The 25,015-nt window shown below is 62.1% G+C and carries 19 protein-coding genes and 4 tRNA genes; 3 read left to right on the forward strand and 20 right to left on the reverse strand.

What is annotated here, in order from left to right:
* Positions 1–66 precede the first annotated feature (66 nt).
* Positions 67–143 (reverse strand) — tRNA-Val (locus tag M2497_RS21630).
* Positions 144–327: 184 nt separating this feature from the next.
* Between M2497_RS21630 and M2497_RS21635 the strand changes: the two genes are divergently transcribed.
* Positions 328–1,611: an FAD-binding oxidoreductase gene (locus M2497_RS21635; protein ID WP_248483072.1), complete on the forward strand. Its 1,284-nt coding sequence runs from the start codon at positions 328–330 to the stop codon at positions 1,609–1,611.
* A gap of 161 nt (positions 1,612–1,772) precedes the next feature.
* Here the strand turns inward: M2497_RS21635 and M2497_RS21640 are convergent.
* The 19 genes from M2497_RS21640 to leuC form a co-directional block, all read right to left on the reverse strand.
* Positions 1,773–1,849: transfer RNA gene (locus tag M2497_RS21640), tRNA-Asp, on the reverse strand.
* A 105-nt stretch (positions 1,850–1,954) separates the two neighbouring features.
* Positions 1,955–2,031 (reverse strand) — tRNA-Asp (locus tag M2497_RS21645).
* 55 nt (positions 2,032–2,086) lie between these two features.
* A tRNA-Val gene (locus M2497_RS21650) sits at positions 2,087–2,162 on the reverse strand.
* A gap of 107 nt (positions 2,163–2,269) precedes the next feature.
* Positions 2,270–3,034, reverse strand: a complete 765-nt coding sequence (locus M2497_RS21655) for an SDR family oxidoreductase (protein ID WP_033901791.1) — start codon at positions 3,032–3,034, stop codon at positions 2,270–2,272.
* 11 nt (positions 3,035–3,045) lie between these two features.
* Positions 3,046–4,257, reverse strand: a complete 1,212-nt coding sequence (locus M2497_RS21660; RefSeq protein ID WP_248483074.1) for an O-succinylhomoserine sulfhydrylase — start codon at positions 4,255–4,257, stop codon at positions 3,046–3,048.
* A 65-nt stretch (positions 4,258–4,322) separates the two neighbouring features.
* A complete protein-coding gene (purF, locus tag M2497_RS21665) occupies positions 4,323–5,828 on the reverse strand; it encodes an amidophosphoribosyltransferase (RefSeq protein ID WP_058426877.1) in 1,506 nt (501 codons plus the stop codon).
* A gap of 41 nt (positions 5,829–5,869) precedes the next feature.
* The gene (locus tag M2497_RS21670) at positions 5,870–6,427 is read right to left on the reverse strand and encodes a CvpA family protein (protein WP_003192538.1); all 558 of its coding nucleotides are present in this window, start codon (positions 6,425–6,427) and stop codon (positions 5,870–5,872) included.
* Between the two features lie 195 nt (positions 6,428–6,622).
* The gene (locus M2497_RS21675; RefSeq protein ID WP_248483076.1) at positions 6,623–7,282 is read right to left on the reverse strand and encodes an SPOR domain-containing protein; all 660 of its coding nucleotides are present in this window, start codon (positions 7,280–7,282) and stop codon (positions 6,623–6,625) included.
* Positions 7,266–8,573 (reverse strand): bifunctional tetrahydrofolate synthase/dihydrofolate synthase, encoded by a 1,308-nt coding sequence (folC, locus tag M2497_RS21680; protein WP_248483079.1) that lies wholly within the window; start codon positions 8,571–8,573, stop codon positions 7,266–7,268. The genes M2497_RS21675 and folC overlap by 17 nt, the downstream gene beginning before the upstream one ends.
* Positions 8,570–9,490 (reverse strand): acetyl-CoA carboxylase, carboxyltransferase subunit beta, encoded by a 921-nt coding sequence (accD, locus tag M2497_RS21685; protein ID WP_058426880.1) that lies wholly within the window; start codon positions 9,488–9,490, stop codon positions 8,570–8,572. Before accD ends, folC begins: the two co-directional genes overlap by 4 nt.
* Before the next feature lie 243 nt (positions 9,491–9,733).
* On the reverse strand, positions 9,734–10,366 hold the full coding sequence (locus M2497_RS21690) for a phosphoribosylanthranilate isomerase (protein ID WP_248483081.1): 633 nt from the start codon (positions 10,364–10,366) through the stop codon (positions 9,734–9,736).
* A 63-nt stretch (positions 10,367–10,429) separates the two neighbouring features.
* Positions 10,430–11,254 (reverse strand): tRNA pseudouridine(38-40) synthase TruA, encoded by an 825-nt coding sequence (gene truA / locus M2497_RS21695; RefSeq protein WP_248488244.1) that lies wholly within the window; start codon positions 11,252–11,254, stop codon positions 10,430–10,432.
* A gap of 141 nt (positions 11,255–11,395) precedes the next feature.
* Positions 11,396–13,945: a FimV/HubP family polar landmark protein gene (locus M2497_RS21700; RefSeq protein ID WP_248483083.1), complete on the reverse strand. Its 2,550-nt coding sequence runs from the start codon at positions 13,943–13,945 to the stop codon at positions 11,396–11,398.
* A 162-nt stretch (positions 13,946–14,107) separates the two neighbouring features.
* Positions 14,108–15,118 carry an aspartate-semialdehyde dehydrogenase gene (locus M2497_RS21705; protein WP_248483085.1) on the reverse strand — a complete coding sequence of 337 codons (1,011 nt, stop codon included), beginning with the start codon at positions 15,116–15,118 and terminating at the stop codon, positions 14,108–14,110.
* 239 nt (positions 15,119–15,357) lie between these two features.
* Positions 15,358–16,470 (reverse strand): aspartate-semialdehyde dehydrogenase, encoded by a 1,113-nt coding sequence (gene asd, locus M2497_RS21710; protein WP_058426885.1) that lies wholly within the window; start codon positions 16,468–16,470, stop codon positions 15,358–15,360.
* Positions 16,471–16,534: 64 nt separating this feature from the next.
* The gene (leuB, locus tag M2497_RS21715) at positions 16,535–17,617 is read right to left on the reverse strand and encodes a 3-isopropylmalate dehydrogenase (protein WP_017737859.1); all 1,083 of its coding nucleotides are present in this window, start codon (positions 17,615–17,617) and stop codon (positions 16,535–16,537) included.
* A 53-nt stretch (positions 17,618–17,670) separates the two neighbouring features.
* Entirely contained in the window at positions 17,671–18,435 is a 765-nt protein-coding gene (locus M2497_RS21720; protein WP_248483087.1) for a class I SAM-dependent methyltransferase, read from the reverse strand.
* Between the two features lie 128 nt (positions 18,436–18,563).
* On the reverse strand, positions 18,564–19,208 hold the full coding sequence (leuD, locus tag M2497_RS21725) for a 3-isopropylmalate dehydratase small subunit (protein ID WP_058426887.1): 645 nt from the start codon (positions 19,206–19,208) through the stop codon (positions 18,564–18,566).
* Positions 19,209–19,218: 10 nt separating this feature from the next.
* On the reverse strand, positions 19,219–20,637 hold the full coding sequence (leuC, locus tag M2497_RS21730; protein ID WP_058426888.1) for a 3-isopropylmalate dehydratase large subunit: 1,419 nt from the start codon (positions 20,635–20,637) through the stop codon (positions 19,219–19,221).
* A 140-nt stretch (positions 20,638–20,777) separates the two neighbouring features.
* Between leuC and M2497_RS21735 the strand changes: the two genes are divergently transcribed.
* Entirely contained in the window at positions 20,778–21,668 is an 891-nt protein-coding gene (locus tag M2497_RS21735) for a LysR family transcriptional regulator (protein ID WP_248483090.1), read from the forward strand.
* A 66-nt stretch (positions 21,669–21,734) separates the two neighbouring features.
* A complete protein-coding gene (locus M2497_RS21740; RefSeq protein ID WP_248483092.1) occupies positions 21,735–25,013 on the forward strand; it encodes an EAL domain-containing protein in 3,279 nt (1,092 codons plus the stop codon).
* Positions 25,014–25,015: the final 2 nt, after the last annotated feature.

Genomic DNA, 25,015 nt, shown 5'->3' on the forward strand with positions numbered 1-25,015 from the left:
AGGCAACAAAAAAGGGCCCACCTTTCGGTGAGCCCTTCTAGACCGCCCAGCAGAGCGGATTTTGTTTGGTAGGCGCGATTGGACTCGAACCAACGACCCCCACCATGTCAAGGTGGTGCTCTAACCAACTGAGCTACGTGCCTGCTGTGAGGCGGCATTCTACGGAATTCCGGAGGGGTGTCAACATCTTTTTTGCAGCTAACCCTATGAATATGCGAATTTTTTATTTGCGCGGGGCACACCCGCGGATTTCGGGTGGCTGGCAGGCAATTTTCAACTCAGGTAGGATCGGCGCACTCGTAAAAAATATAAAACAGAGGTTCCAGGATGGCGAACACCCCCTATCCCCAGTCGTATTACGCCGCTTCCGCGAATGCCGTTCCCCCTCGCCCGGTCCTGCAAGGCGAAGTCGAAACCGATGTGTGCGTGATCGGCGCAGGCTACACCGGCCTCTCCAGTGCGCTGTTCCTGCTGGAGAACGGTTTTCGCGTAACGGTGCTGGAAGCCGCCAAGGTGGGTTTTGGCGCCTCGGGCCGTAACGGCGGGCAGATCGTCAACAGCTACAGCCGGGATATCGATGTGATCGAGCGCAGCGTTGGGCCCAAGCAGGCGCAACTGCTGGGGCAGATGGCGTTCGAGGGCGGCAAGATTATCCGTGAGCGCGTGGCCAAGTATCAGATTCAGTGCGACCTGAAGGACGGCGGTGTATTCGCCGCGCTCAACAGCAAGCATATGGGCCACCTGGAGTCGCAGAAGCGCCTGTGGGAGCGCTACGGCCACACTCAACTGGAGCTGCTGGACGAACGCCGTATTCGCGAAGTAGTGGCCTGTGACAACTACGTCGGCGGCCTGCTGGACATGAGCGGTGGGCACATCCACCCGCTCAATCTGGCACTCGGCGAAGCGGCCGCCGTGGAGTCCCTGGGCGGTACGATCTACGAGCAATCCGCTGCCGTGCGTATCGAGCGCGGCGCCAACCCGGTGGTGCATACCGCCGAGGGCAAGGTCAGGGCCAAGTTCATCATCGTCGCGGGGAATGCCTACCTGGGCAACCTGGTGCCGGAGTTGGCCGCCAAGTCGATGCCGTGCGGCACGCAAGTAATCACCACCGCCCCCTTGGGCGACGAGCTGGCGAAAACTTTGCTGCCGCAGGATTACTGCGTCGAAGACTGCAACTACCTGCTCGACTACTACCGCCTCACCAACGACAAGCGCCTGATCTTCGGCGGCGGCGTGGTGTATGGCGCACGCGACCCGGCAAACATCGAAGCGATCATCCGCCCGAAGATGCTCAAGGCCTTCCCACAGCTCAAAGACGTGAAGATTGACTACGCTTGGACCGGAAACTTCCTGCTGACCCTGTCGCGCTTGCCGCAGGTAGGTCGCCTGGGCGACAACATCTACTACTCACAGGGCTGCAGCGGCCATGGCGTGACGTATACGCACCTGGCGGGCAAGGTACTGGCGGAGGCACTGCGAGGCCAGGCAGAGCGTTTTGACGCGTTTGCCGACCTGCCACACTACCCGTTCCCGGGCGGGCAACTGTTGCGCACACCGTTTGCGGCAATGGGCGCCTGGTACTACGGGCTACGCGACAAATTGGGATTCTGACTCGAACCTGCAGGAGCTCGTTTGCGGGCTCCTCCAGGTTGCATTATCAAATCGCAGACACAAAAAACCCCGGTCTTTCGACCAGGGTCTTTGCTATCGGATCAAAGTAGCCAGAGGCTTGCTTTGTGCTCCAAGGCGTTCAGTGGGCCTTGAGGCAGATATGGCGCAGCGGACGGGACTCGAACCCGCGACCCCCGGCGTGACAGGCCGGTATTCTAACCGACTGAACTACCGCTGCGTATCGCTTGACCGGTTGATCGTAAACCCTCAACCGTCTTTAAACATCTGATTGATCAGCCTTGGCTGTTCAATCTCAAGTCCGACACATCGAACCTGAATAATATGGCGCAGCGGACGGGACTCGAACCCGCGACCCCCGGCGTGACAGGCCGGTATTCTAACCGACTGAACTACCGCTGCGCGTCGGTGCAACCTTTAACGTTGCGTCTTGCCCTGAAGCAAAACTCTCAAGAAGTGGTGGGTGATGACGGGATCGAACCGCCGACCCTCTGCTTGTAAGGCAGATGCTCTCCCAGCTGAGCTAATCACCCTTTGCTTCGTTGAGGCCGCGAAATTTACGCAGGTAGCAGACCTAAGTCAATAGCCTGCTTGAAGTTTTTCTGAAAAAGACAAAATTGCTTCAAGACGGCTATCCGCCCTACTCGCTGTAAATCATCTTCTTGCTCATGCCACCGTCCACGACAAACTCTTGCCCGGTGACAAACCCCGCCTGGCGCGACAGCAGCCATGCCACCATCGCCGCCACATCTTCCACGGTCCCCACCCTACCCGCCGGATGCTGGGCGTGATCGGCGTCACTCAACGGCTCGGCACGCCGGGCCGCCGGGTCACGCGCATCGATCCAGCCGGGGCTGACCGCATTGACCCGCACTTCCGGCCCCAGGCTCATCGCCAGGGCGTGCGTCAGGGCCAGCAGGCCACCCTTGCTCGCCGCATAGGCCTCGGTGTCCGGCTCCGACTGGCGAGCCCGGGTCGACGCCAGGTTGACGATGGCGCCGCCGTGGGCACGCAGATACGGCGCACAGTGCTTGGCCAGCAACATCGGCCCACTGAGGTTCACCGCCAGCACCCGATTCCAGTACGCCAGGTCCAGGCTTTCCAGGGTGATGTTACGCGGGTCGGCCACCGCCGCGTTGCAGACCAACGCGTCCAGGCGCCCAAACTGCCCCAACACCTCGGCAACACCCTGGGCGACTTGCTTCTCGTCGGCCACATCCATGCTGATAAACCAGGCGTTGTCTCCCAGTACCTTGGACACCTTGGAACCGCGCTCGCGGTCCAGGTCGGTCAACACCACCTGCCAACCTTCGCTGATCAGCCACGCGGCAATCCCGAGGCCAATGCCGCGCGCAGCACCCGTCACCAGCGCGACACGCCCGTTACTGGCCGCTGCCGCTTCCATGGACCACTCGATCACAAGGCCGCCAGCCCGCGAGCCAGGTCAGCTTGCAAGTCAGCCACGTCTTCCAGGCCTACCGCGATGCGGATCAGGCTGTCACGGATACCCGCTGCCTCACGCTCCTGCGGCGCCAGGCGACCGTGGGAGGTGGTGCTCGGGTGGGTAATGGTGGTCTTGCTGTCACCCAGGTTGGCAGTGATGGAGATCAGGCGTGTCGCATCGATAAAGCGCCAGGCGCCCTCTTTGCCGCCCTTTACTTCAAAGCTAACCACAGCACCGAAACCACGCTGCTGACGCTGAGCCAATTCGTGTTGTGGGTGGCTCTTGAGACCGGCGTAGTGCACCTTCTCGATACCGTCCTGTTGCTCCAGCCACTCGGCCAGGGCCTGGGCGTTGGCACAATGGGCCTTCATGCGCAGGCTCAGGGTTTCCAGGCCTTTGAGGAAGATCCAGGCGTTGAACGGGCTCAAGGTCGGGCCAGCGGTGCGCAGGAAGCCGACAACTTCCTTCATCTGTTCGCTGCGCCCCGCAACCACACCGCCCATGCAGCGGCCCTGGCCGTCGATGAACTTGGTGGCCGAGTGCACAACGATATCCGCGCCCAGCTTCAACGGCTGTTGCAGCGCCGGGGTGCAGAAGCAGTTGTCGACCACCAGCATTGCGCCCTTGGCGTGCGCCACTTCGGACAACGCCGCGATATCCACCAGTTCGGCCAGTGGGTTGGACGGCGACTCGACGAACAGCAGCCTGGTGTTGACCTTGATCGCCGCATCCCAGCCGGACAGGTCCGCCAGGGGCACGTAGTCCACTTCAATGCCGAAGCGCTTGAAGTACTTCTCGAACAGGCTAATGGTCGAACCGAAAACGCTGCGCGACACCAGCACATGGTCGCCAGCGCTGCACAGGCTCATCACCACCGCCAGGATGGCTGCCATGCCGGTCGCCGTTGCAACCGCCTGCTCAGCGCCTTCCAGCGCCGCGATACGCTCTTCGAACGCACGCACGGTCGGGTTGGTGTAACGCGAATAGACGTTGCCCGGCACTTCGCCGGCAAAGCGCGCAGCGGCATCAGCCGCAGTACGGAACACGTAGCTGGAGGTGAAGAACATCGGATCACCGTGCTCACCTTCCGGGGTGCGGTGCTGGCCGGCGCGCACAGCCAGGGTATCGAAAGCTACGCCATCGAGGTCGCTGTCCAACCGACCGGCATCCCATTCCTGACTCATGCTGCCACTCCTTACTCGATTCTTTATTTAAGATACAAAACCGGCCCCTCAGGGCCGGTTGTCACTCAGTTGTTGTACAGGTCGATGATCGCGCTGACCGCCTGGGTCTTGATCTTCGACGAGTCGTTGCGCGCCTGCTCGATCTTGTTCAGGTAGGCCTCGTCAACGTCGCCGGTCACGTACTTGCCGTCGAATACCGCGCAGTCGAACTGCTCGATCTTGATCTTGCCACCGCCGACCGCCTCGATCAGGTCTGGCAGGTCCTGGTAGATCAACCAGTCGGCGCCGATCAGGTCGGCCACGTCCTGTGTCGAACGGTTGTGCGCGATCAGCTCGTGGGCGCTCGGCATGTCGATGCCGTACACGTTCGGGTAACGCACGGCAGGCGCTGCGGAACAGAAGTAGACGTTCTTCGCACCGGCTTCGCGGGCCATCTGGATGATCTGCTTGCAGGTGGTGCCACGCACGATGGAGTCATCCACCAGCATCACGTTCTTGCCGCGGAACTCCAGCTCGATGGCGTTGAGCTTCTGGCGTACCGACTTCTTGCGCGCCGCCTGGCCCGGCATGATGAACGTGCGGCCAATGTAGCGGTTCTTCACGAAGCCTTCGCGGAACTTGACGCCCAGGTGGTTGGCCAGCTCCAGCGCAGCGGTACGGCTGGTGTCCGGGATCGGGATCACCACGTCGATATCATGCTCGGGACGCTCGCGCAGGATCTTCTCGGCCAGCTTCTCGCCCATGCGCAGGCGTGCCTTGTAGACCGAAACGCCGTCGATGATCGAATCCGGACGCGCCAGGTAGACGTGTTCGAAGATGCACGGGGTGAGTTTCGGTGCCACAGCGCACTGGCGGGTGTGCAGCTTGCCGTCTTCGGTGATGTACACCGCTTCGCCCGGCGCGAGGTCGCGGATCAGGGTAAAGCCCAGCACGTCCAGGGACACGCTTTCGGAAGCGATCATGTACTCGACGCCTTCGTCGGTGTGACGCTGGCCGAACACGATCGGGCGAATGCCGTGCGGGTCACGGAAACCGACGATGCCATAGCCGGTGACCATGGCCACTACCGCGTAACCACCGACGCAACGGTTATGCACGTCAGTCACGGCGGCAAATACGTCTTCTTCGGTCGGCTGCAGCTTGCCGCGCTGGGCCAGCTCGTGGGCGAACACGTTGAGCAGCACTTCCGAGTCGGAGCTGGTGTTGACGTGGCGCAGGTCAGATTCGTAAATCTCCTTGGCCAGTTGTTCAACGTTGGTCAGGTTGCCGTTGTGCGCCAGGGTAATGCCGTAAGGCGAGTTGACGTAGAACGGTTGAGCTTCGGCCGAAGTCGAGCTACCGGCAGTCGGATAACGCACATGGCCAATACCCATGTGCCCGACCAGGCGCTGCATGTGACGCTGATGGAACACGTCACGTACCAGGCCATTGTCCTTGCGCAGGAATAACCGGCCGTCGTGGCTGGTCACAATACCGGCAGCGTCCTGGCCGCGGTGCTGGAGGACGGTTAGCGCGTCATACAGCGCCTGATTGACGTTCGACTTACCGACGATACCGACGATGCCACACATGCGACGCAACCCCTACTTAATGAATCTTGACTGAACACAACTTACTGAGGCGTTTTGGCCGGCAAGAGGTGTTCCTTGAACGGAAGATCAGCGGGTACGCTGATTCCGCTGGCCAGCCACTGACTGCTCCACCCCAGAATGAGGTTCTTGGACCAGTCTGCAACCAATAGAAATTTTGGCACGAGTACCGACTCCTGCCACCACGAATCCTGCTGTACCGGCCCCAGGCTCAACAGCCCGACCGCCACGACCACCAGCAACGCGCCACGCGCGGCACCGAAGGCCATGCCGAGAAATCGATCGGTCCCGGAGAGGCCGGTGACACGTATCAACTCGCCAATAAGATAATTGACCATTGCCCCCACCAGCAGCGTGGCGATGAACATGATGGCGCAGCCCGCGATGACGCGAGCCGAAGGTGTCTCGATGTATCCAGCCAGGTAGACCGACAATGAACCACCGAACATCCAGGCTACGACTCCTGCGATGATCCAAGTCAGCAACGACAGTGCTTCCTTAACGAAGCCGCGGCTTAGACTGATCAAAGCGGAGATGGCGACGATTGCAACAATCGCCCAATCAACCCAGGTAAATGGCACGTTGTAGCCTACGGACAGATGAGGCGGCGCATTTTAGCAGAGCGTCGGGCTGTCGGTAAGCTGTGATTGTGGCTGCCTTGCAAATCAGTAGTTTGGGACGAGTGAATCCAATTTCAAGCACACCCCGAAACAACTGTGGGAGGGGTAATCCCCCTCCCACACTTGACCGCATTTCAAACTCAAGCCGCTGCGAAATCAACCGCGCTCAGGCTGGAACCGGGTCACGAAACCCTTGAGGTTCTGCTGGCGATCCAGCAAATCGCGCAGGCGATCCGCCTCGGCACGCTCGATCAGCGGCCCGATAAACACCCGGTTCTTGCCATCGGCACTACGGATATAGGCATTGTAGCCTTGGCTACGCAGCTTCTTCTGCAACGCGTCGGCCCCCTCGCGGTTACCCAGGCTGGCCACCTGGATCGACCAACTGACCGGCAAGCCATTCGGATCGATGCGGCTCTGGCCGACGTCCGGCTTGCCTGGCGCGGCAGGCTGCGGCGCAACCGGCTTGGGCGCAGGTGCGGGCGCAGCAGGCTTGGCCGCTACAGTCGGCGCAGGCGCCGGCTTCACCACCGGCAAACTTGGCTGTACCGGCATCGACGGTGCCTGCTGTGCAGCCACCTCATCATTGGTCGGCACGGGCTCGTCCTCGGGTAACGCCTGGGGCTCAGGCACCACCACCGGCTGAACCTGCACCTGAGGCACTGCAGGCGCCTGCGGCGAGGCCGGCGCCTCGACAACGACCTGACGCTCTTCATCCTGGCGGGAAAACAGCATCGGCAGGAAGATCACCGCCAATGCCACCAGCACCAGGGCACCGACCATTCGCTGCTTGTATGCGCTATCCAGTAATGCCATGTGCAGCTTCCTCCGTGGAGCGCCGGGCCAACCACTCAAGCGCCTCGGCAACACAATAAAATGACCCGAACAACAGAATCTCATCGTCGGGCGTGGCAATGGCGCACTGTGCTTCAAGGGCATCGGTGACGCTTGCATACGACGTCACGGGCGCAGCAAGGTTCTGCAAGGCCACTTCCAGCTCGGCGGCCGGGCGGCTACGCGAAGTATCCAACGGCGCGACGGCCCAGGCCTGGACACTGCCCAGCAATGGCGCGACCACGCCGTCCAGGTCCTTGTCGGCCAGCAAACCGAATACGGCAAGGCGACGACCGACCGGCGCTGTGCGCGACAGGCGTTGCGCCAGGTACTCCGCTGCATGAGGGTTATGCCCCACATCCAGCAGCAGGTTCAGGCGCTTGCCCTGCCAATCGAACTCACGACGGTCCAGACGCCCCACCACGCGAGTCGCCAGCAAGGTGGTGGCGATCTGCTCGGCATTCCACGGCAGATCAAGCAACAGATACGCTTGCAGCGCCAGCGCGGCGTTTTCCATCGGCAGGTTCAGCAACGGCAAATCGCGCAGTTCTACGGCCTGGCCACGCGCATCGCGCCCACACCATTGCCAGTGCTGATCACCGATCTCAAGGTTGAATTCGCGGCCCCGCAGGAAAAACGGGCAATCCAGCTCACGCACCTTGTCCAGCAAGGTGTACGGCGGGTCAATGTCACCACACAGCGCAGGCTTGCCCTGGCGGAAGATCCCGGCCTTTTCATAGGCCACGGACTCACGGGTATTGCCCAGGTAGTCGGCGTGATCCACCCCAATACTGGTGACCAACGCCAAATCGGCGTCCACCACGTTGACCGTGTCCAGGCGCCCACCCAGGCCGACTTCCAGCACCACCACATCCAGTTGCGCACGCTCGAACAGCCAGAACGCCGCCAGGGTGCCCATCTCGAAGTAAGTCAGGGAAATCTCGCCTCGGCCCGCATCAAGTGCGGCGAAGGCTTCGCAGAGTTGCTCGTCGGTGGCTTCGACACCATTGAGCTGCACCCGCTCGTTGTAACGCAGCAGGTGCGGGGAATTATAGACGCCGACTTTCAGCCCCTGGGCCTGCAGCAGCGCCGCGACAAAGGCGCAGGTAGAGCCTTTGCCGTTGGTACCGGTCACCGTGATCACGCGCGGCGCCGGGCGGCCCAACCCGAGGCGGGCCGCTACCTGTTGCGAGCGCTCCAGGCCCATGTCGATGGCGGACGGATGCAACTGCTCAAGGTAGGCGAGCCATTCGCCCAGGGTACGTTGGGTCATAGGTTTGCAGGCACCGGCGGTACGACGATCGGCTCGACTTTAGGCGCGACGTACACCGGGGTCGGCAGGCCCATCATTTGCGCCAGCAGGTTACCCAGGCGTGGACGCAACTCACCGCGCGGGATGATCAGGTCGATCGCGCCGTGCTCCAGCAGGAACTCGCTACGCTGGAAACCTTCCGGCAGTTTTTCACGCACGGTCTGCTCGATCACGCGAGGACCGGCAAAGCCGATCAGCGCCTTGGGCTCGCCGACGATCACATCACCCAGCATGGCCAGGCTGGCGGATACGCCACCGTAGACCGGGTCGGTCAGCACGGAGATGAACGGGATGCCTTCTTCACGCAGACGCGCCAGCACCGCAGAGGTCTTGGCCATTTGCATCAGGGAGATCAGGGCTTCCTGCATGCGCGCACCACCGGAGGCAGCGAAGCAGATCATCGGGCAGCGGTTTTCCAGCGCGTAGTTGGCGGCGCGAACAAAGCGCTCACCGACAATGGCACCCATGGAGCCGCCCATGAAGGAGAACTCGAACGCCGACACCACGACTGGCATGCCCAGCAATTTGCCGCTGACGGAGATCAGCGCGTCTTTCTCACCGGTCTGCTTCTGCGCGGCAACCAGGCGGTCCTTGTACTTCTTGCCATCGCGGAACTTCAGACGGTCAACCGGCTCCAGGTCGGCGCCCAGTTCGTTACGGCCTTCGGCGTCCAGGAAGATGTCGATGCGGGCGCGGGCGCCGATACGCATGTGGTGGTTGCACTTGGGGCAAACGTCCAGGGTCTTTTCCAGCTCCGGGCGGTACAACACCGCGTCGCAGGATGGGCACTTATGCCACAGACCTTCAGGAACCGAGCTTTTCTTCACCTCGGAACGCATGATCGAAGGGATCAGTTTGTCTACTAACCAGTTGCTCATGCTTTCTTTCTCCAGTACCGGTGGCTTGAACACAGCCCCGCGTATGCCCTTGAGCTAAATTCATATGTGGCGATGACACAGGCTGGACGGGGTCAGACGTTCGACCGGCCTTTTCCTGCCTGTATCCTCAGCCTTCCAGACAACCTGCCAGCGCAGGGTTGCCACTTCGTTTCCGGGCCACCACAGGCGGCGCCGGGCTGTTTTACACAGTGGTAGTTATGGACGGCGGCAGACTGCCAGCCGTCACATTGCACCACTGCTGTTGCGCACGGCCTGCATGAATGCGCGAATCTTGCTGTGATCCTTGATGCCCTTGCCCTGCTCCACCCCGCCGCTGACATCCACGGCATACGGCCGCACCTGCTCGATTGCCGCCCCGACATTCGCGGGGTTGAGCCCGCCGGCCAGGATGATCGGCTTGCTCAAGCCAGCGGGAATCAGCGACCAGTCGAACGCTTCGCCGGTACCGCCGGGTACGCCTTCGACATAGGTGTCCAGCAGAATCCCGCGAGCACCACCGTAGGCGGCACACGCCGCCGCGATATCATCCCCGGCCTTGACGCGCAGCGCCTTGATGTAGGGACGCTGATAACTTTCACATTCGTCAGGCGTTTCGTCGCCGTGGAACTGCAACATGTCCAAGGGTACGGCATCCAGGGTTTCGTTGAGTTCGCAGCGGCTGGCGTCGACGAACAAACCCACGGTGGTCACGAATGGCGGCAAAGCCGCGATGATCGCCCGCGCCTGCACCACATTCACCGCCCGCGGGCTCTTGGCATAAAACACGAAACCGATGGCATCCGCCCCTGCCTCGACCGCCGCCAGCGCGTCTTCTATGCGGGTAATCCCGCAAATCTTGCTGCGAACGGCTGACATGTCGTGAAAACTCCAGGGTTGGACCGAGAAAGTCCCGGATGGTAACAAAAGCTATTCCGGGCGTCAGCCGCCAAGTTCGCTGAAACCTGTGAGGAAGTGTGGCCCGATGAAGCGCTCCGGCAACTCGAACTCGTCGCGGTACTCCACATCCACCAGGTACAGGCCGAACGGATGTGCCGTGACCCCACCCGTGCGACGAACGCGGCTTTCCAGCACTTCCCTGGCCCACTCCACCGGGCGCTCGCCGGTACCAATGGTCATCAGCACCCCGGCGATGTTGCGCACCATGTGATGCAGGAAGGCCCCGGCGCGGATATCCAGCACGATCATCTTGCCGTGGCGGGTTACCCGCAGGTGGTGGACTTCCTTGATCGGCGACTTGGCCTGGCACTGGCCGGCACGGAAGGCGCTGAAATCATGCACACCCACCAGGTGCTGCGCGGCCTCGGCCATGCGCTCGGCATCCAGCGGGCGGTGGTTCCAGGTGATTTCTTCGTTGAGGTGCGCCGGGCGGATCTGGTCGTTGTAGATCACATAGCGATAGCGCCGGGCGATGGCCTTGAAACGCGCATGAAAGTGCGCTGGCATGACCTTGGCCCAACTGACGCTGACGTCATGGGGCAAATTGATATTGGCGCCCATCACCCAGGCCTTCATTGACCGCTCAGCCTGAGTATCGAAGTGCACCACCTGGCCACACGCATGCACACCGGCGTCGGTACGCCCGGCGCACATCAGCGATACCGGTGAATTGGCGACTTTCGACAGGGCATTTTCCAGGGTTTCCTGCACCGTCAGCACGCCGGATGCCTGGCGCTGCCAGCCGCGATAGCGCGAGCCCTTGTATTCCACGCCCAAGGCGATGCGGTAAAAGCCTGCGGCCGCCATTTCGGCGGTCGGGTTATCTATATTTGCCAAGAACTGAGAGCCTGATGAGTTGCGCAAAGGCGGCCATTATGCCGGTTTGCAGGGGAGCCCACAAAAGCAAAACGGCGACCCGAAGGTCGCCGCTGTTTGAACAACGGGCTGTTACGCCAACCGGCCGAGCATTTCCTTGGCCTCGCCGCGTTGAACCTCATCGCCTTCGGTCAACACTTCGGAAAGGATATCCCGCGCGCCGTCCGCATCCCCCATGTCGATATAGGCCTGGGCGAGGTCGAGCTTGGTGGCCACCTCATCCGTGCCGGAGAGGAAGTCGAATTCCGGCTCATCATCGCCCAGCGCCGCGTCTTCTGCGGTAAAGGACGGCTCAATGGACGGATGCTCCAGGCTCTGGGACAGGCGATCCAGCTCGGCGTTGACATCATCCAGCTCCGACGTGAAAGCATCGGGCTTGGCGGCGGCTTCCGGCTCATCAGCCAGGGACAGGTCGAAATCTTCCGGCAAATCGAAGTCATCCAGCGCCGCAGGCGTGAGGGTCGGCGGCTCGACGGCCGGCACGTCCTTCATCTGTTCTTCCAGGCCCGAAAGGAAGTCGTCATCGGATTGCGCCGAAGCCGGGGCATCCAGTTGCAGGTCCAGATCGAAGTCCGACAGGTCATCCGGGCTGGCCTTGGCTTCGGTCTGCTGCTGCAGCAGCGACTCGAACGTCTGCTGATCGCCCTTGACCTCGGCCGGGGACGCCTGCTCAAGCTCGTCGAGGCTCAGATCGAAATCAGTGTCAAAGACCTCCGGCTGCGCAGGCGCAGGTTTGTCTTCGAGCAAATCCTTGACGTACTGAGCGTCCAGGGCAGCTGCAGCCACGGCGGCGCTGACACCCGCCGCCAACACCGCCATGGCCGGGAAGCGACTCTTGAGCTGTTCGACCTGGGCATGGTTTTCACCATTGGCCACCAGTTGACGCTCCTGGGTCACAAAGCCGTCCTTGTCGTTTTGCAGGCCGTAGACTTCCATCAGCTTCAAGCGCAGGTCGCTGCGCTTGGGCTCATGCTTGATCGCTTGCTCCAGTACGTCGGCTGCCTGGTTCAGGTGACCACGGTCGATATGGGACTGGGCTTGGGCCAGCGCATCGTTTGAGTTCACCGGAGCCACGGCAACCGCCAGCGGCGCCAGTACGGAAGCAACGGTCGGCACAACAACCGCCGGTTCAACCACCGGAGCCGGGGCCGGTGCGGCGGCCAGCTTTACGCTGGGCGGCGGCGTCTCCAGACCTTCGAAGCTGCTCGGCGGCAGGTCGTCATGGAGGTTCGAGGTGAACTCCGGTTCTTCAGCCAGGGCCCGCGCCATGCGCAGGTGTTTTTCCTCTTCGCGGCGCGCATTGCGATGGCGCGCCCACAACAGCAGGAGCAACAACACCAGTAAACCCGCCGCACCGCCGATCACACCGAGCACGATCGGGTTGGTGAGCAGGTCATTGAATTTGCCGTCGGCGCTGGCCGGTGCCGGGTCCGCCTTGACCGGCTCAGGCGCTGGCGCGACGGGTGCAGGGGTGACGGCCTCGGGCGTAGCAGGTGCAGTGGATGGCTCGCCTGCCAACTGCGCAGGCATTGCTGCAGTCGCCGGAGCAGCCGGAACACCCTTTTCAGCCTGCAAACGCGCCAGTTGATCGTTTTTCAGTTGAATCAGTTTTTGCAGCTTGTCCAACTGGCTTTGCAGGTCTGCCGCGCGGCTTTTCAGCTCTTCGTTGTCGCGTCGGGTGGTGTCCAGTTGCTCCTGGGTCATCGCCAACTTGTCGCTGAGTGCCGCGCTGTCGCCCGCCTTGCCCTTGGCGCCCTTCTTGGCGGCTTCGGCCGACACCAGGCTCAAGTTGTCCTTGGCATTGGTGCTTGCAGGCGCGTTGCCTGCCTGGGTGCGCTTGGTGGCGTCCAGTTGCTGTTTGCCCGCTGCCGGGTTGGTGGCGGCGCGTCGACCCTGGCGCCAGGCGGCATTTTGCGCGCTCACCTCAGCAATTGCCTGGGGTTGCGGCAGCGCAGTGCTTTGTACGGCGTCCGGCAGGCGCAGGACCTGGCCGGTTTTCAGACGGTTGATATTGCCGTCGATGAACGCATTCGGGTTCAGCGCCTGGATCGCCAGCATGGTTTGCTGCACAGAGCCGCCATTGCGGTGCTTCTCGGCGATTTCCCACAGAGTGTCGCGGGACGTGGTGGTGTGCTGTGCCGGTTTGCTCGCGGCGGGCGCGGTGCTGGCCGGTGCGGCCAGACGCGGCGCAGGCGCGGCGGTCGTCGGTGCCGGCTGGTCGAACTTGGCCGGGTCGAGCAACACGCTGTAGTCACGCATCAGACGGCCATTCGGCCATTGCACCTGCAACAGGAAACGTACGTAGGAGTCCGGCAACGGCTTGCTGGAGGTAACACGCACCACGCTGCGGCCATTGGGGTTGATCACCGGGGTGAACGTCAGGTCATTGAGAAACGCCTGGCGATCGACGCCGGCGTCCACAAATGCCTGGTCAGAAGCCAGGCTTGGCGTGATCTCGGTAGCGGTGAGGCCACCGACATCGAGCAATTCGATTTCCACCGCCAACGGCTGGTTCAACTTCGACTTGAGGGTCATCTCCCCCAGCTGCAGCGCCTGCGCCATACCGGAGGACAGCGCCGAGGCGGCCGCTATTGCTAACACCAGTTTGCGAACTTGAACCATAGCCTCATCCTTTGTTTGAACACTCCCCGGCCTGCGAGAAGGTTGGTAACCGCTGCCATAAGGCATGGCGAGCCGATAGGTCACCGACGCGCAACTTTTCCTGCCTGGGGCCAAGCATAGCGCCTGGCTAGAATCAATCTACAAATTGCCGCCAAGTATCTTTTACGCAAGGCCTTTTATCAACAACTGCGCCAGCTGTACTGCATTCAGTGCGGCGCCTTTGCGTACGTTATCTGACGTCAGCCACAGATTTAGTTCCGCCGGGTCATCCACACCTGCCCGGACGCGACCGACGTAGACCACATCCTGGCCCACTGCATCGCCGACGGCTGTAGGAAAATCCCCTTCATCTACGAGCTCGATGCTCGGCGCAGCCTCAAGTGCGCGGTTCACCGCAGCCAGATCGACCGCCGCGCCCAGTTGCAAGGACACTGTCAGGCTATCGCCAAAAAACACCGGGGCTTGAACGCAGGTTGCGGAAATCTTTAGCAAAGGTACTCCCAGCACTGCACGCAACTCGTGGACCAGGCGTTTTTCTAGGGCCGTATGCCCCTGAGCGTCTGGCGTGCCAACCTGCGCCAACAGGTTGAAGGCGACCTGCCGATCAAAGAACTTCGGCTCCAGCGGGCGCATATTCAGCAGCTCGGCGGTTTGCCGGGCCAGTTCGCTGACGGCTTCACGCCCCTGGGCCGACATCGCCAGGCTGGCGGTGACGCTCACCCGCTGGATATCCAGCAAGCCCCGCAAAGGCGCCAGCACCACCGCCAGGTTGGTCGCCGACGGGCTCGGGCTGCCGAGCTGGAACGGCTTCTTCAGACCTTCCAGCACGTGGGCATTGGCCTCCGGCACCACCTGCGGCGCCTGCTCGGCCGGCAACGCACCGGATAAGTCGATCACCGAGCACCCCGCCGCCGTGGCACGCGGCGCAAAACTCAGGGTGACAGCCGGCCCCGCCGCAAAGAACGCCAGCTGCGCCTTGCTGAAGTCAAATTCGTCGACTTCCTTGACCCGCACATTCTTGCCGCGAAAGGGCACGGAGGCGCCGGCCGAGTTGTTGCCCGCCAGCAAATACAGGGTGCCTACCGGAAAATCCAGCTCTTCGAGGATCTGCACCAGGGTTTCACCGACGGTGCCGGTGGCGCCGATCACGGCGATTTCAAAGGTCTGGGTCATGGGGGCTGCCTCGGGCATCGCGGGGGGAGCGGCACTTTACCGGGTGACTGGGGGTGAGGCAATTAAGCTGGGATTTGTGGTGGGGCTGATGGCCTTATCGGGGGCAAGCCCCCTCCCACACTCGAACGGGTTCACAGGTCAAAATGTGGGAGGGGGCTTGCCCCCGATGAAGCCCGACCAAACAACAAAAAACCCGCGCCTGTCATCAGAACGCGGGTTTCTCTCATTGCCTTACGCGATCAACGCTCCAGCAAAATCCGCAACATGCGGCGCAGCGGTTCGGCCGCGCCCCACAGCAGCTGGTCGCCCACGGTGAATGCACCGAGGAACTGGCTGCCCATGTTCAGTTTGCGCAGACGGCCCACCGGCACATTCAGGGTGCCGGTGACCTTGGTCGGGCTCAGCTCCTGCATACTGATATCACGGTTGTTCGGCACCAGCTTGACCCAAGGGTTGTGCTGGCTGATCAACGCTTCGATATCGGCGATCGGCACATCTTTGTTCAGCTTGATGGTCAGCGCCTGGCTGTGGCAGCGCATCGCGCCGATACGCACGCAGATGCCGTCAACCGGGATCGGGCTCTTGAAGCGGCCGAGGATCTTGTTGGTCTCGGCCTGGGCCTTCCACTCTTCGCGGCTCTGGCCGTTCGGCAGTTCCTTGTCGATCCATGGGATCAGGCTACCGGCCAACGGCACGCCGAAGTTTTCGGTCGGGTAGGCATCGCTGCGCATGGCTTCGGCCACGCGGCGGTCGATGTCGAGGATCGCGCTGGCCGGGTCGGCCAGTTGATCGGCGACCGCGGCGTGGGTCGCACCCATCTGCTTGATCAGCTCACGCATGTTCTGCGCGCCGGCCCCAGAGGCCGCCTGATAGGTCATGGCACTCATCCACTCGACCAGGCCAGCTTCGAACAAGCCGCCCAGGCCCATCAGCATCAGGCTGACGGTGCAGTTGCCGCCGACGTAGTTCTTGGTACCGGCATCCAACTGCTGGTCGATGACCTTGCGGTTGACCGGGTCGAGGATGATCACCGCGTCATCCTGCATGCGCAGGCTCGACGCGGCGTCGATCCAGTAGCCCTGCCAGCCGGCTTCGCGCAGCTTGGGGAAGACTTCGCTGGTGTAGTCGCCACCCTGACAGGTCAGAATCACGTCGAGGGTTTTCAGCTCTTCAATGTTGTAGGCGTCCTTGAGCGGAGCAATATCCTTGCCCACGGACGGCCCCTGGCCACCCACATTCGAAGTGGTGAAAAACACCGGCTCAATAAGATCGAAATCCTGCTCTTCCAGCATCCGCTGCATGAGCACGGAACCGACCATACCGCGCCAACCGATCAGACCTACACGTTTCATCGCAACTACACCTTGTTAAAAAGTGGGCCGCCTTGCAGCAACAACTGCAAGCGGGCCCGAGAGATTACAGATTCCGCAGCGCGGCGACTACTGCGTCGCCCATTTCTTGCGTACCGACCTTGGTGCAACCCTGCGACCAGATGTCGCCGGTGCGCAAACCCTGATCCAGCACCAGGCTCACGGCCTGCTCGATGGCATCCGCCGCATCGCTCAAATTGAAGCTGTAACGCAGCATCATCGACACCGACAAAATGGTCGCCAGCGGGTTGGCAATGCCCTGGCCCGCGATGTCCGGCGCCGAACCGTGGCACGGCTCGTACATGCCCTTGTTATTGGTGTCCAGGGACGCCGACGGCAGCATGCCGATGGAACCGGTGAGCATCGACGCCTGGTCGGACAGGATGTCGCCGAACAGGTTGTCGGTGACGATCACGTCGAACTGCTTCGGCGCGCGCACCAGCTGCATGGCGGCGTTGTCGACGTACATGTGGCTCAGTTCGACGTCGGGGTAGTCCTTGGCCACTTCCTCGACGATTTCGCGCCACAGCTGGCTGGAGGCCAGCACGTTGGCTTTATCCACCGAGCAGACCTTCTTGCCACGCACGCGGGCCATGTCGAAGCCGACACGGGCGATACGGCGGATTTCGCTCTCGCTGTACGGCAAGGTGTCGTAGGCCTGGCGCTCGCCATTTTCCAGCTCGCGTACACCGCGTGGCGAGCCGAAGTAGATACCGCCGGTCAGCTCACGCACGATCAGGATATCCAGGCCCGCCACCACTTCCGGCTTGAGGCTCGAGGCGTCGGCCAGTTGCGGGTAGAGGATCGCCGGGCGCAGGTTGCCGAACAGGCCCAGTTGCGCGCGGATTTTCAGCAGGCCGCGCTCAGGGCGGATGTCTCGTTCGATCTTGTCCCACTTCGGGCCACCCACTGCGCCGAGCAGCACGGCGTCGGCCGCGCGGGCGCGGTCCAGGGTCTCGTCGGCCAGCGGTACGCCGTGCTTGTCGATGGCGGCGCCGCCGATCACGTCGTGGCTCAGTTCAAAGCCCAGGCTGTACTTGCTGTTGGCCAGTTCCAGCACCTTGACCGCTTCGGCCATGATTTCCGGACCAATGCCGTCGCCAGGGAGAATCAGAATCTGCTTGCTCATGGGTTCCTCATTTCATCAAGCGACCCGCCCGTGGGCAGGTCGGGAAAAATCAATCAGCGTTCGGCAAACACCACCAGCACGTCGGTGCTGAAGGTGCCGTCGGCTTGAATTTCGTAATAATCACGCACTTCCTGGCCCATCGCCTTTTGCAGCTCAAGGATCGCGGCGCGCAGGACCTGCGGCGTGCGCATGCGCTCGACCCACGAGGTGTATTCCAGGCGCAGGCGCTGGCGACTGCTGGTGCGCACATGCAGGCCGGACTCGCTGAGCTGCTGCATCCACTCGGCGGCGGCGTAGTCGCGCACGTGGCTGGTGTCGCGCAGCACTTCGACGGTTTGCAGGTAAGTGTCCAACAGCGGGCTGCCCGGTGACAAGACATCCACGAAAGCCGCCACACCACCCGGCTTGAGCACCCGACGCACTTCACGCAAGGCCAGGCCGAGGTCGCTCCAGTGGTGGGCCGAGTAGCGGCTGAACACGAAGTCGAACTCGCCATCGGCGAACGGCAGGCGCTCAGCGGCGCCGTTCACGGTGCGGATGTTGTCCAGGCCACGGTCCGTGGCAGCGGCGGCGACCACGTCGAGCATCTGTTGGGACAGGTCGTAGGCGACCACTTCCTTGACCAGTGGCGCAACGTGGAAGCTGACATGACCGGCACCGCAGCCCAGGTCCAGCAGTCGCGCACCGCCCTGCCCGGCCAGTTCGGCCTGGAGCAGCGCGAATTCGGTGCCCTGGGCGTGCACGGCACTGCTCAGGTAGGCGGAGGCTTGCTCGCCGAATTGTTTTTGCACGACTTGGGTGTGGGCGGTGGTGGTCATGGTGGTTTCCTTGGGTTTTGGGGTGTTGGTACTGGCGCTATCGCAGGCAAGCCAGCTCCCACAGTTGGAATGCAGTCCAATGTGGGAGTCGGGCTTGCCCGCGATGGGGCCCGCACGGTTACCGCCAATCAGGCATCGCGAAACAACCAAGGCTGGCTCGCCCGGTGCCTGGCTTCAAACGCGGCAATCGCATCGCCGTCCTGCAAGGTCAGGCCGATATCGTCCAGGCCATTGATCAGGCAATGCTTGCGGAAGGCATCCACCTCAAAGTGGTACACCTTGCCATCTGGGCGGGTCACGGTCTGCGCGGCCAGGTCGACGGTCAGTTGGTAGCCCTCTTCGGCCTCAACCTGCTTGAACAGCTCGTCCACTTCGGCATCGCTCAAGATGATCGGCAGCAAGCCGTTCTTGAAGCTGTTGTTGAAGAAGATGTCGGCGTAGCTCGGCGCGATGATGCTGCGAAAGCCATACTCTTCCAGAGCCCATGGCGCGTGTTCACGGCTGGAACCGCAGCCGAAGTTTTCCCGGGCCAGCAAGACGCTGGCGCCCTGGTAACGCTCGGCATTGAGCACGAAGTCCTTGTTCAGCGGGCGCTTGGAGTTGTCCTGGTAGGCGTAGCCCACGTCCAGGTAGCGCCACTCGTCGAACAGGTTCGGGCCGAAGCCGGTGCGCTTGATCGATTTCAAGAACTGCTTGGGGATGATCTGGTCGGTGTCGACGTTGGCGCGATCCAAAGGGGCGACAAGGCCGGTGTGTTGGGTAAAAGCACGCATCGGGTAATCCTCAGATCAATTCGCGAACGTCGATGAAACGACCGTTGACGGCAGCCGCAGCGGCCATGGCCGGGCTGACCAGGTGGGTACGCCCACCGGCGCCCTGGCGCCCTTCGAAGTTACGGTTGGAGGTGGACGCGCAATGCTCACCCGACTCCAGGCGGTCCGGGTTCATCGCCAGGCACATCGAGCAGCCCGGCTCACGCCATTCAAAACCGGCTTCGAGGAAGATCTTGTCCAGGCCTTCGGCTTCAGCCTGCGCTTTGACCAGGCCCGAGCCCGGCACCACGATGGCTTGCTTGATGGTCGAAGCCACTTTGCGACCCTTGGCGATCACCGCCGCGGCGCGCAGGTCTTCGATCCGCGAGTTGGTGCAGGAACCGATGAACACGCGATCCAACTGGATGTCGGTAATCGCCTGGTTGGCTTTCAAGCCCATGTACTTCAAGGCGCGTTCGATGGAACCACGCTTGACCAGGTCGGCCTCCTGAGCCGGGTCCGGCACGTTCTGGTCGACGGCCAGGACCATCTCCGGCGAAGTGCCCCAGCTGACTTGCGGCTTGATCTGGGCAGCGTCGAGCTCGACCACGGTGTCGAACACCGCATCGGCGTCGGAGACCAGGTCTTTCCAGGCTTCGACAGCGGCGTCCCAATCCTTGCCTTGTGGGGCAAATGGACGGCCCTTGACGTATTCAACGGTCTTTTCGTCCGCCGCCACCATGCCCACGCGGGCACCGGCTTCGATGGACATGTTGCAGATGGTCATGCGACCTTCGATGGACAGGTCGCGAATCGCGCTGCCGGCGAACTCGATGGCATGGCCGTTACCGCCGGCGGTGCCGATCTTGCCGATCACAGCGAGCACGATGTCCTTGGCGGTCACGCCGAACGGCAACTGGCCTTCGACTTTAACCAACATGTTCTTCATCTTCTTGGCGACCAGGCACTGTGTGGCGAACACATGTTCCACCTCGGAGGTGCCGATGCCGTGGGCCAGGGCGCCGAACGCACCGTGGGTGGAGGTGTGGGAGTCGCCGCAGACCACGGTCATGCCCGGCAAGGTGGCGCCCTGCTCCGGGCCGATCACGTGCACGATGCCTTGACGCACGTCATTCATCTTGAATTCGGTGATGCCATATTCGTCGCAGTAGTCGTCGAGGGTCTGTACCTGCAAACGCGACACCTGGTCGGCAATGGCTTCGATGCCGCCCTTGCGCTCAGGGGTGGTCGGTACGTTGTGGTCCGGGGTGGCGATGATGGAGTCGACGCGCCAAGGCTTGCGCCCGGCCAGCCGCAGGCCTTCGAACGCTTGGGGCGAGGTCACTTCATGGATGATGTGACGGTCGATATAGATCAGCGACGAACCATCGTCGCGCCGTTTCACTTCATGGGAATCCCAAAGCTTGTCGTAAAGCGTTTTGCCGGCCATCAGTCGGTCCTCATCAGCGGTGTTTCTCTATGCCGGGCTTTTCAATAACCCTTTGGCTTGTGAGGCTGATGGTATGGCGCTACATTAAATAACTCAAATTCATATTTTTTATGCTTTGGATTACCAACTGGAATACAACCATGGACCTGGCCAACCTCAATGCTTTTATCGCCATCGCCGAGACCGGTAGCTTCTCGGGCGCCGGTGAACGCCTGCACCTGACCCAGCCAGCCATCAGCAAACGCATTGCCGGCCTGGAGCAACAGTTGAAGGTGCGTTTGTTCGACCGCCTGGGCCGCGAAGTCGGCCTGACCGAGGCCGGACGGGCCTTGCTGCCACGCGCCTATCAGATCCTCAACGTGCTGGACGACACCCGCCGCGCCCTCACCAACCTGACCGGCGAAGTCAGCGGGCGCCTGACCCTGGCCACCAGCCACCATATCGGCCTGCATCGTTTACCGCCGGTGCTGCGCGCATTCACCCGGGAATACCCGAATGTGGCGCTGGATATTCAGTTCCTCGATTCGGAAGTGGCCTACGAAGAAATCCTCCACGGCCGCGCCGAAGTGGCGGTGATCACCCTGGCACCCGATCCCCACAATCTGGTGCGCGCCACCCCGGTGTGGGACGACCCGCTGGATTTCGTGGTGGCGCCGGAGCACAGCCTGATCAGCAACGGCCACGTCAGCCTGGCCGATATTGCCGGGCACCCGGCGGTGTTCCCCGGCGGCAACACCTTCACCCACCATATTGTCAGCCGGCTGTTCGAGGCCCAGGGCCTCACGCCAAATATCGCGATGAGTACTAACTACCTGGAAACGATCAAGATGATGGTGTCGATCGGCCTGGCCTGGAGCGTCCTGCCGCGCACCATGCTCGATGATCAGGTGGCAAGTATCGCTTTGCCGGGCATACAACTCAGTCGCCAGCTAGGCTATATCGTGCACACCGAAAGGACGCTGTCGAATGCTGCGCGGGCTTTCATGAGCCTATTGGATGCACAGGTCGATCTGCCAGGGATACCGGCATGAAACCGTGCGGCCTCCAGGTCTGAACTGAACCGCGCCTTACGCCCATCGAGCCAAGGCCCTTTGATAATGCGCAACCCCGTCGACTCCGTGCCACCCCTGCCCCGCATTTACGCCCTGGACCCTCAAGAGGCGGAACAAAGCTGGGACAGTGCCCCGCAACTGCTGGCCGCGCTCAATGCTGCCCGGCTGGGCGCCTGGTGCTGGGAAATCGACACCGGCAGGATAAGCTGGTCGCGGGGCACCCAGGCGCTGTTCGGCTTTGACCCGCGCCAGCCACTGCCCAAGGACCTGGACTACCTCGACCTGCTCGCGCCACAGGATCGTGCCCGCGTGGTGCGGGCCTTTCACGCGGTATTGGCCGGCGAGCCGTTCGAACAGGCGATGCATCACCATATCCAGTGGCCGGACGGCACCCACCACTGGCTGGAAATCAATGGCAGCCTGGCACCTGACAAAGCCGGGCGGCGGCGCATGATCGGGGTGATCCGCGAGACCACCCGCCAGCGCGAACGGGAGCACGCCCTCAGCCACTCGGAAAAACGCTTCGCCACGCTGTTTCACCTGTGCCCCAACATGGTCTTGCTGACGCGCCAGTCCGACGGATTGATCAGCGAGGCCAACCAGTATTTCGAGATGCTCTTCGGCTGGCCGGTCGCCGATGCCATCGGCCGCACCACCCTGGACCTGGGCCTGTGGCGCCATCCGGAACAGCGTGCGCAACTGGTCAAGGCGACCCAGCGCAAAGGCCTGCCCATCACCATGGAGGTGCAGTTCTGCGCCAGCAACGGCCAGATCCACGACGGCACCCTCAGCGCACAAAAGGTGGAGTTGGACGGCGAGGCTTACCTGCTCAGCACGTTCCTGGATACCACAGAGCGCAAAATAGCCGAGCAGGCCCTCAAGGACAGCCAGGAACGCCTCGACCTGGCCCTGGACTCGGCGCAACTGGGCACCTGGGACTGGCACATCCCCACCGGCATGCTCTACGGCTCAGCCCGCGCCGCCCAATTGCATGGCCTGCCGCCGGAGCCGTTCCATGAGTTCTTCGACGCCTTCTTTGACGGAATGCCCAATGACGAGCGCGAGAGCATGCGCAACGCTTATCGCACCCTGCGCGAAGGCCCGGCCGGCAACTATCAGCTGACGTATCGCGTGCCCATGGAAGACGGCAGCTCACGCTACCTCGAAAGCCGCGCCCGCCTGTACCGTGATGAGCACGGCGCGCCGCTGCGTATGGCCGGCACTCTGCTGGATATCACCGACCAAGTGGAACGCGAACGACGCCTGACCGCCTCCGAAGAGAAATTTGCCAGCCTGTTCCAGGCCAGCCCGGACCCGATCTGCGTTACCTGCCTGGAGGGCGGCGCGTTTATCGAAATCAACCCCGCGTTTACCCAGACCTTTGGCTGGACGGCTGCCGAGGTCATCGACAAAAGTGCCGAGCAGATCGGCCTATGGGACGAGTCGAGCAAGCGCCTGCAGCGTATCGAGCGGATGATCCGCGAGCAGGCATTGAACAATGTGGCGATCGTGGTGCATCACAAAAGCGGCCAAAGCCTGACCTGCGTGATTTCCAGCCGCCTGATCAAGGTGGGCGACCAGCCGTGCATCGTCACCACGCTACGCGATATCACCCAGCAGCAGCGCTCGGAAGCGGCGCTCAAGGCCAGCGAAGAGAAATTCGCCAAGGCCTTCCATTCCAGCCCCGATGCCATTTCCATCACTGAGCGCGACACCGGTCGATATGTGGAGGTCAATGACGGCTTCTGCCGCCTGACCGGTTATCGCGCCGAGGAAGCCATCGGCCTGACGCTGTATCAGATCGGCATCTGGGCCGATGAAAACCAGCGCGCCGCGCTGCTGGCCGAGTTGCAGATCAAGGGCCGCATTCATCATCTGGAAATGCTCTGGCACAACAAGCGCGGCGAGTTGCTGGCGGTGGAAGTCTCGGTGGAGCCCATCACCCTGAATGAAACCCCGTGCCTGTTGCTGACCGCCCGCGACGTGAGCCTGCTGAAAAATGCCCAGGCGCAGATCCGCCACCTGGCCTATCACGACCCGCTGACCAACCTGCCCAACCGCGCCCTGCTGATGGACCGCCTGAGCCAGCAGATCGCCCTGCTCAAGCGGCATAACTTGCGTGGCGCACTGCTGTTTCTTGACCTCGACCACTTCAAGCACATCAACGACTCCCTCGGTCATCCAGTGGGCGACACGGTGTTGAAGATTGTCACCGCGCGCCTGGAAGCCAGCGTGCGCATGGAAGACACCGTGGCGCGCCTGGGCGGTGATGAATTTGTGGTGCTGCTCAGCGGCCTGGAAGGGTCACGCATGGAAGTCAGCGGCCAGGTGCAGGCGTTGGCTGACACCTTGCGTGAATTGCTCTCGGAGCCGATGTTCCTGGACGGTCATCGCCTGCAGGTCACGCCAAGCATCGGCGTGGCACTGATTCCCGATCACGGCTCCACGCCGGCGGACTTGCTCAAGCGTGCCGATATCGCCCTGTATCGCGCAAAGGATTCGGGGCGCAACACCACGCAGATGTTTCACAACAGCATGCAAAAAACCGCCAGCGAACGCCTGCGCATGGAGACAGACTTGCGCCTGGCCTTGTCACGTGGCGAGTTCAGTGTGCATTACCAACCCCAGGTGGACGCGCGCGGCAACAAGATCGTCGGCGCCGAGGCCCTGGTGCGCTGGCAACACCCGCAACTGGGCGCGCAGTCGCCTTCCGAATTCATCAAGGTGCTGGAAGACAGCGGCCTGATCCTTGAGGTGGGCACCTGGATCCTGGATGAAGCCTGCGCGGCCTTTCAACAGCTGATCCACGAAGGCTTGGTAGACCCACTGAATTTCAGCCTGTGCGTGAACATCAGCCCCCGGCAGTTTCGCCAGAACGACTTCGTGGAGCGGGTGGAGCGCAGCCTCAAGCAACACCAGTTGCCGTTCAGCCTGTTGAAACTGGAAATCACCGAAGGCATCGTGATCCAGAACCTGGATGACACCATCAGCAAAATGCGCCGCCTGAAAAAGCTCGGCGTGAGCTTTGCGATGGACGACTTCGGCACTGGCTATTCATCGCTCACCTACCTCAAGCGGCTGCCAGTGGATGCGCTGAAGATCGACCAGTCCTTTGTGCGCGACGCGACCCATGACCCCAACGACGCTGAAATCATCCGCGCCATTGTGGCCATGGCCCGCAGTTTGAATCTGGAGGTGATTGCCGAAGGCGTGGAGACCCCGGAGCAACTGGCGTTCCTGCAAAAACTGGGCTGCCATTTGTTCCAGGGTTATTTGCATAGCCGACCCTTGCCGATCGAGGGGTTCCGGCAACTGCTGAGGTAGCC

Origin of the sequence: Pseudomonas sp. CYM-20-01 (assembly GCF_023169845.1) — a bacterium.
GTDB lineage: Bacteria > Pseudomonadota > Gammaproteobacteria > Pseudomonadales > Pseudomonadaceae > Aquipseudomonas > Aquipseudomonas azotoformans.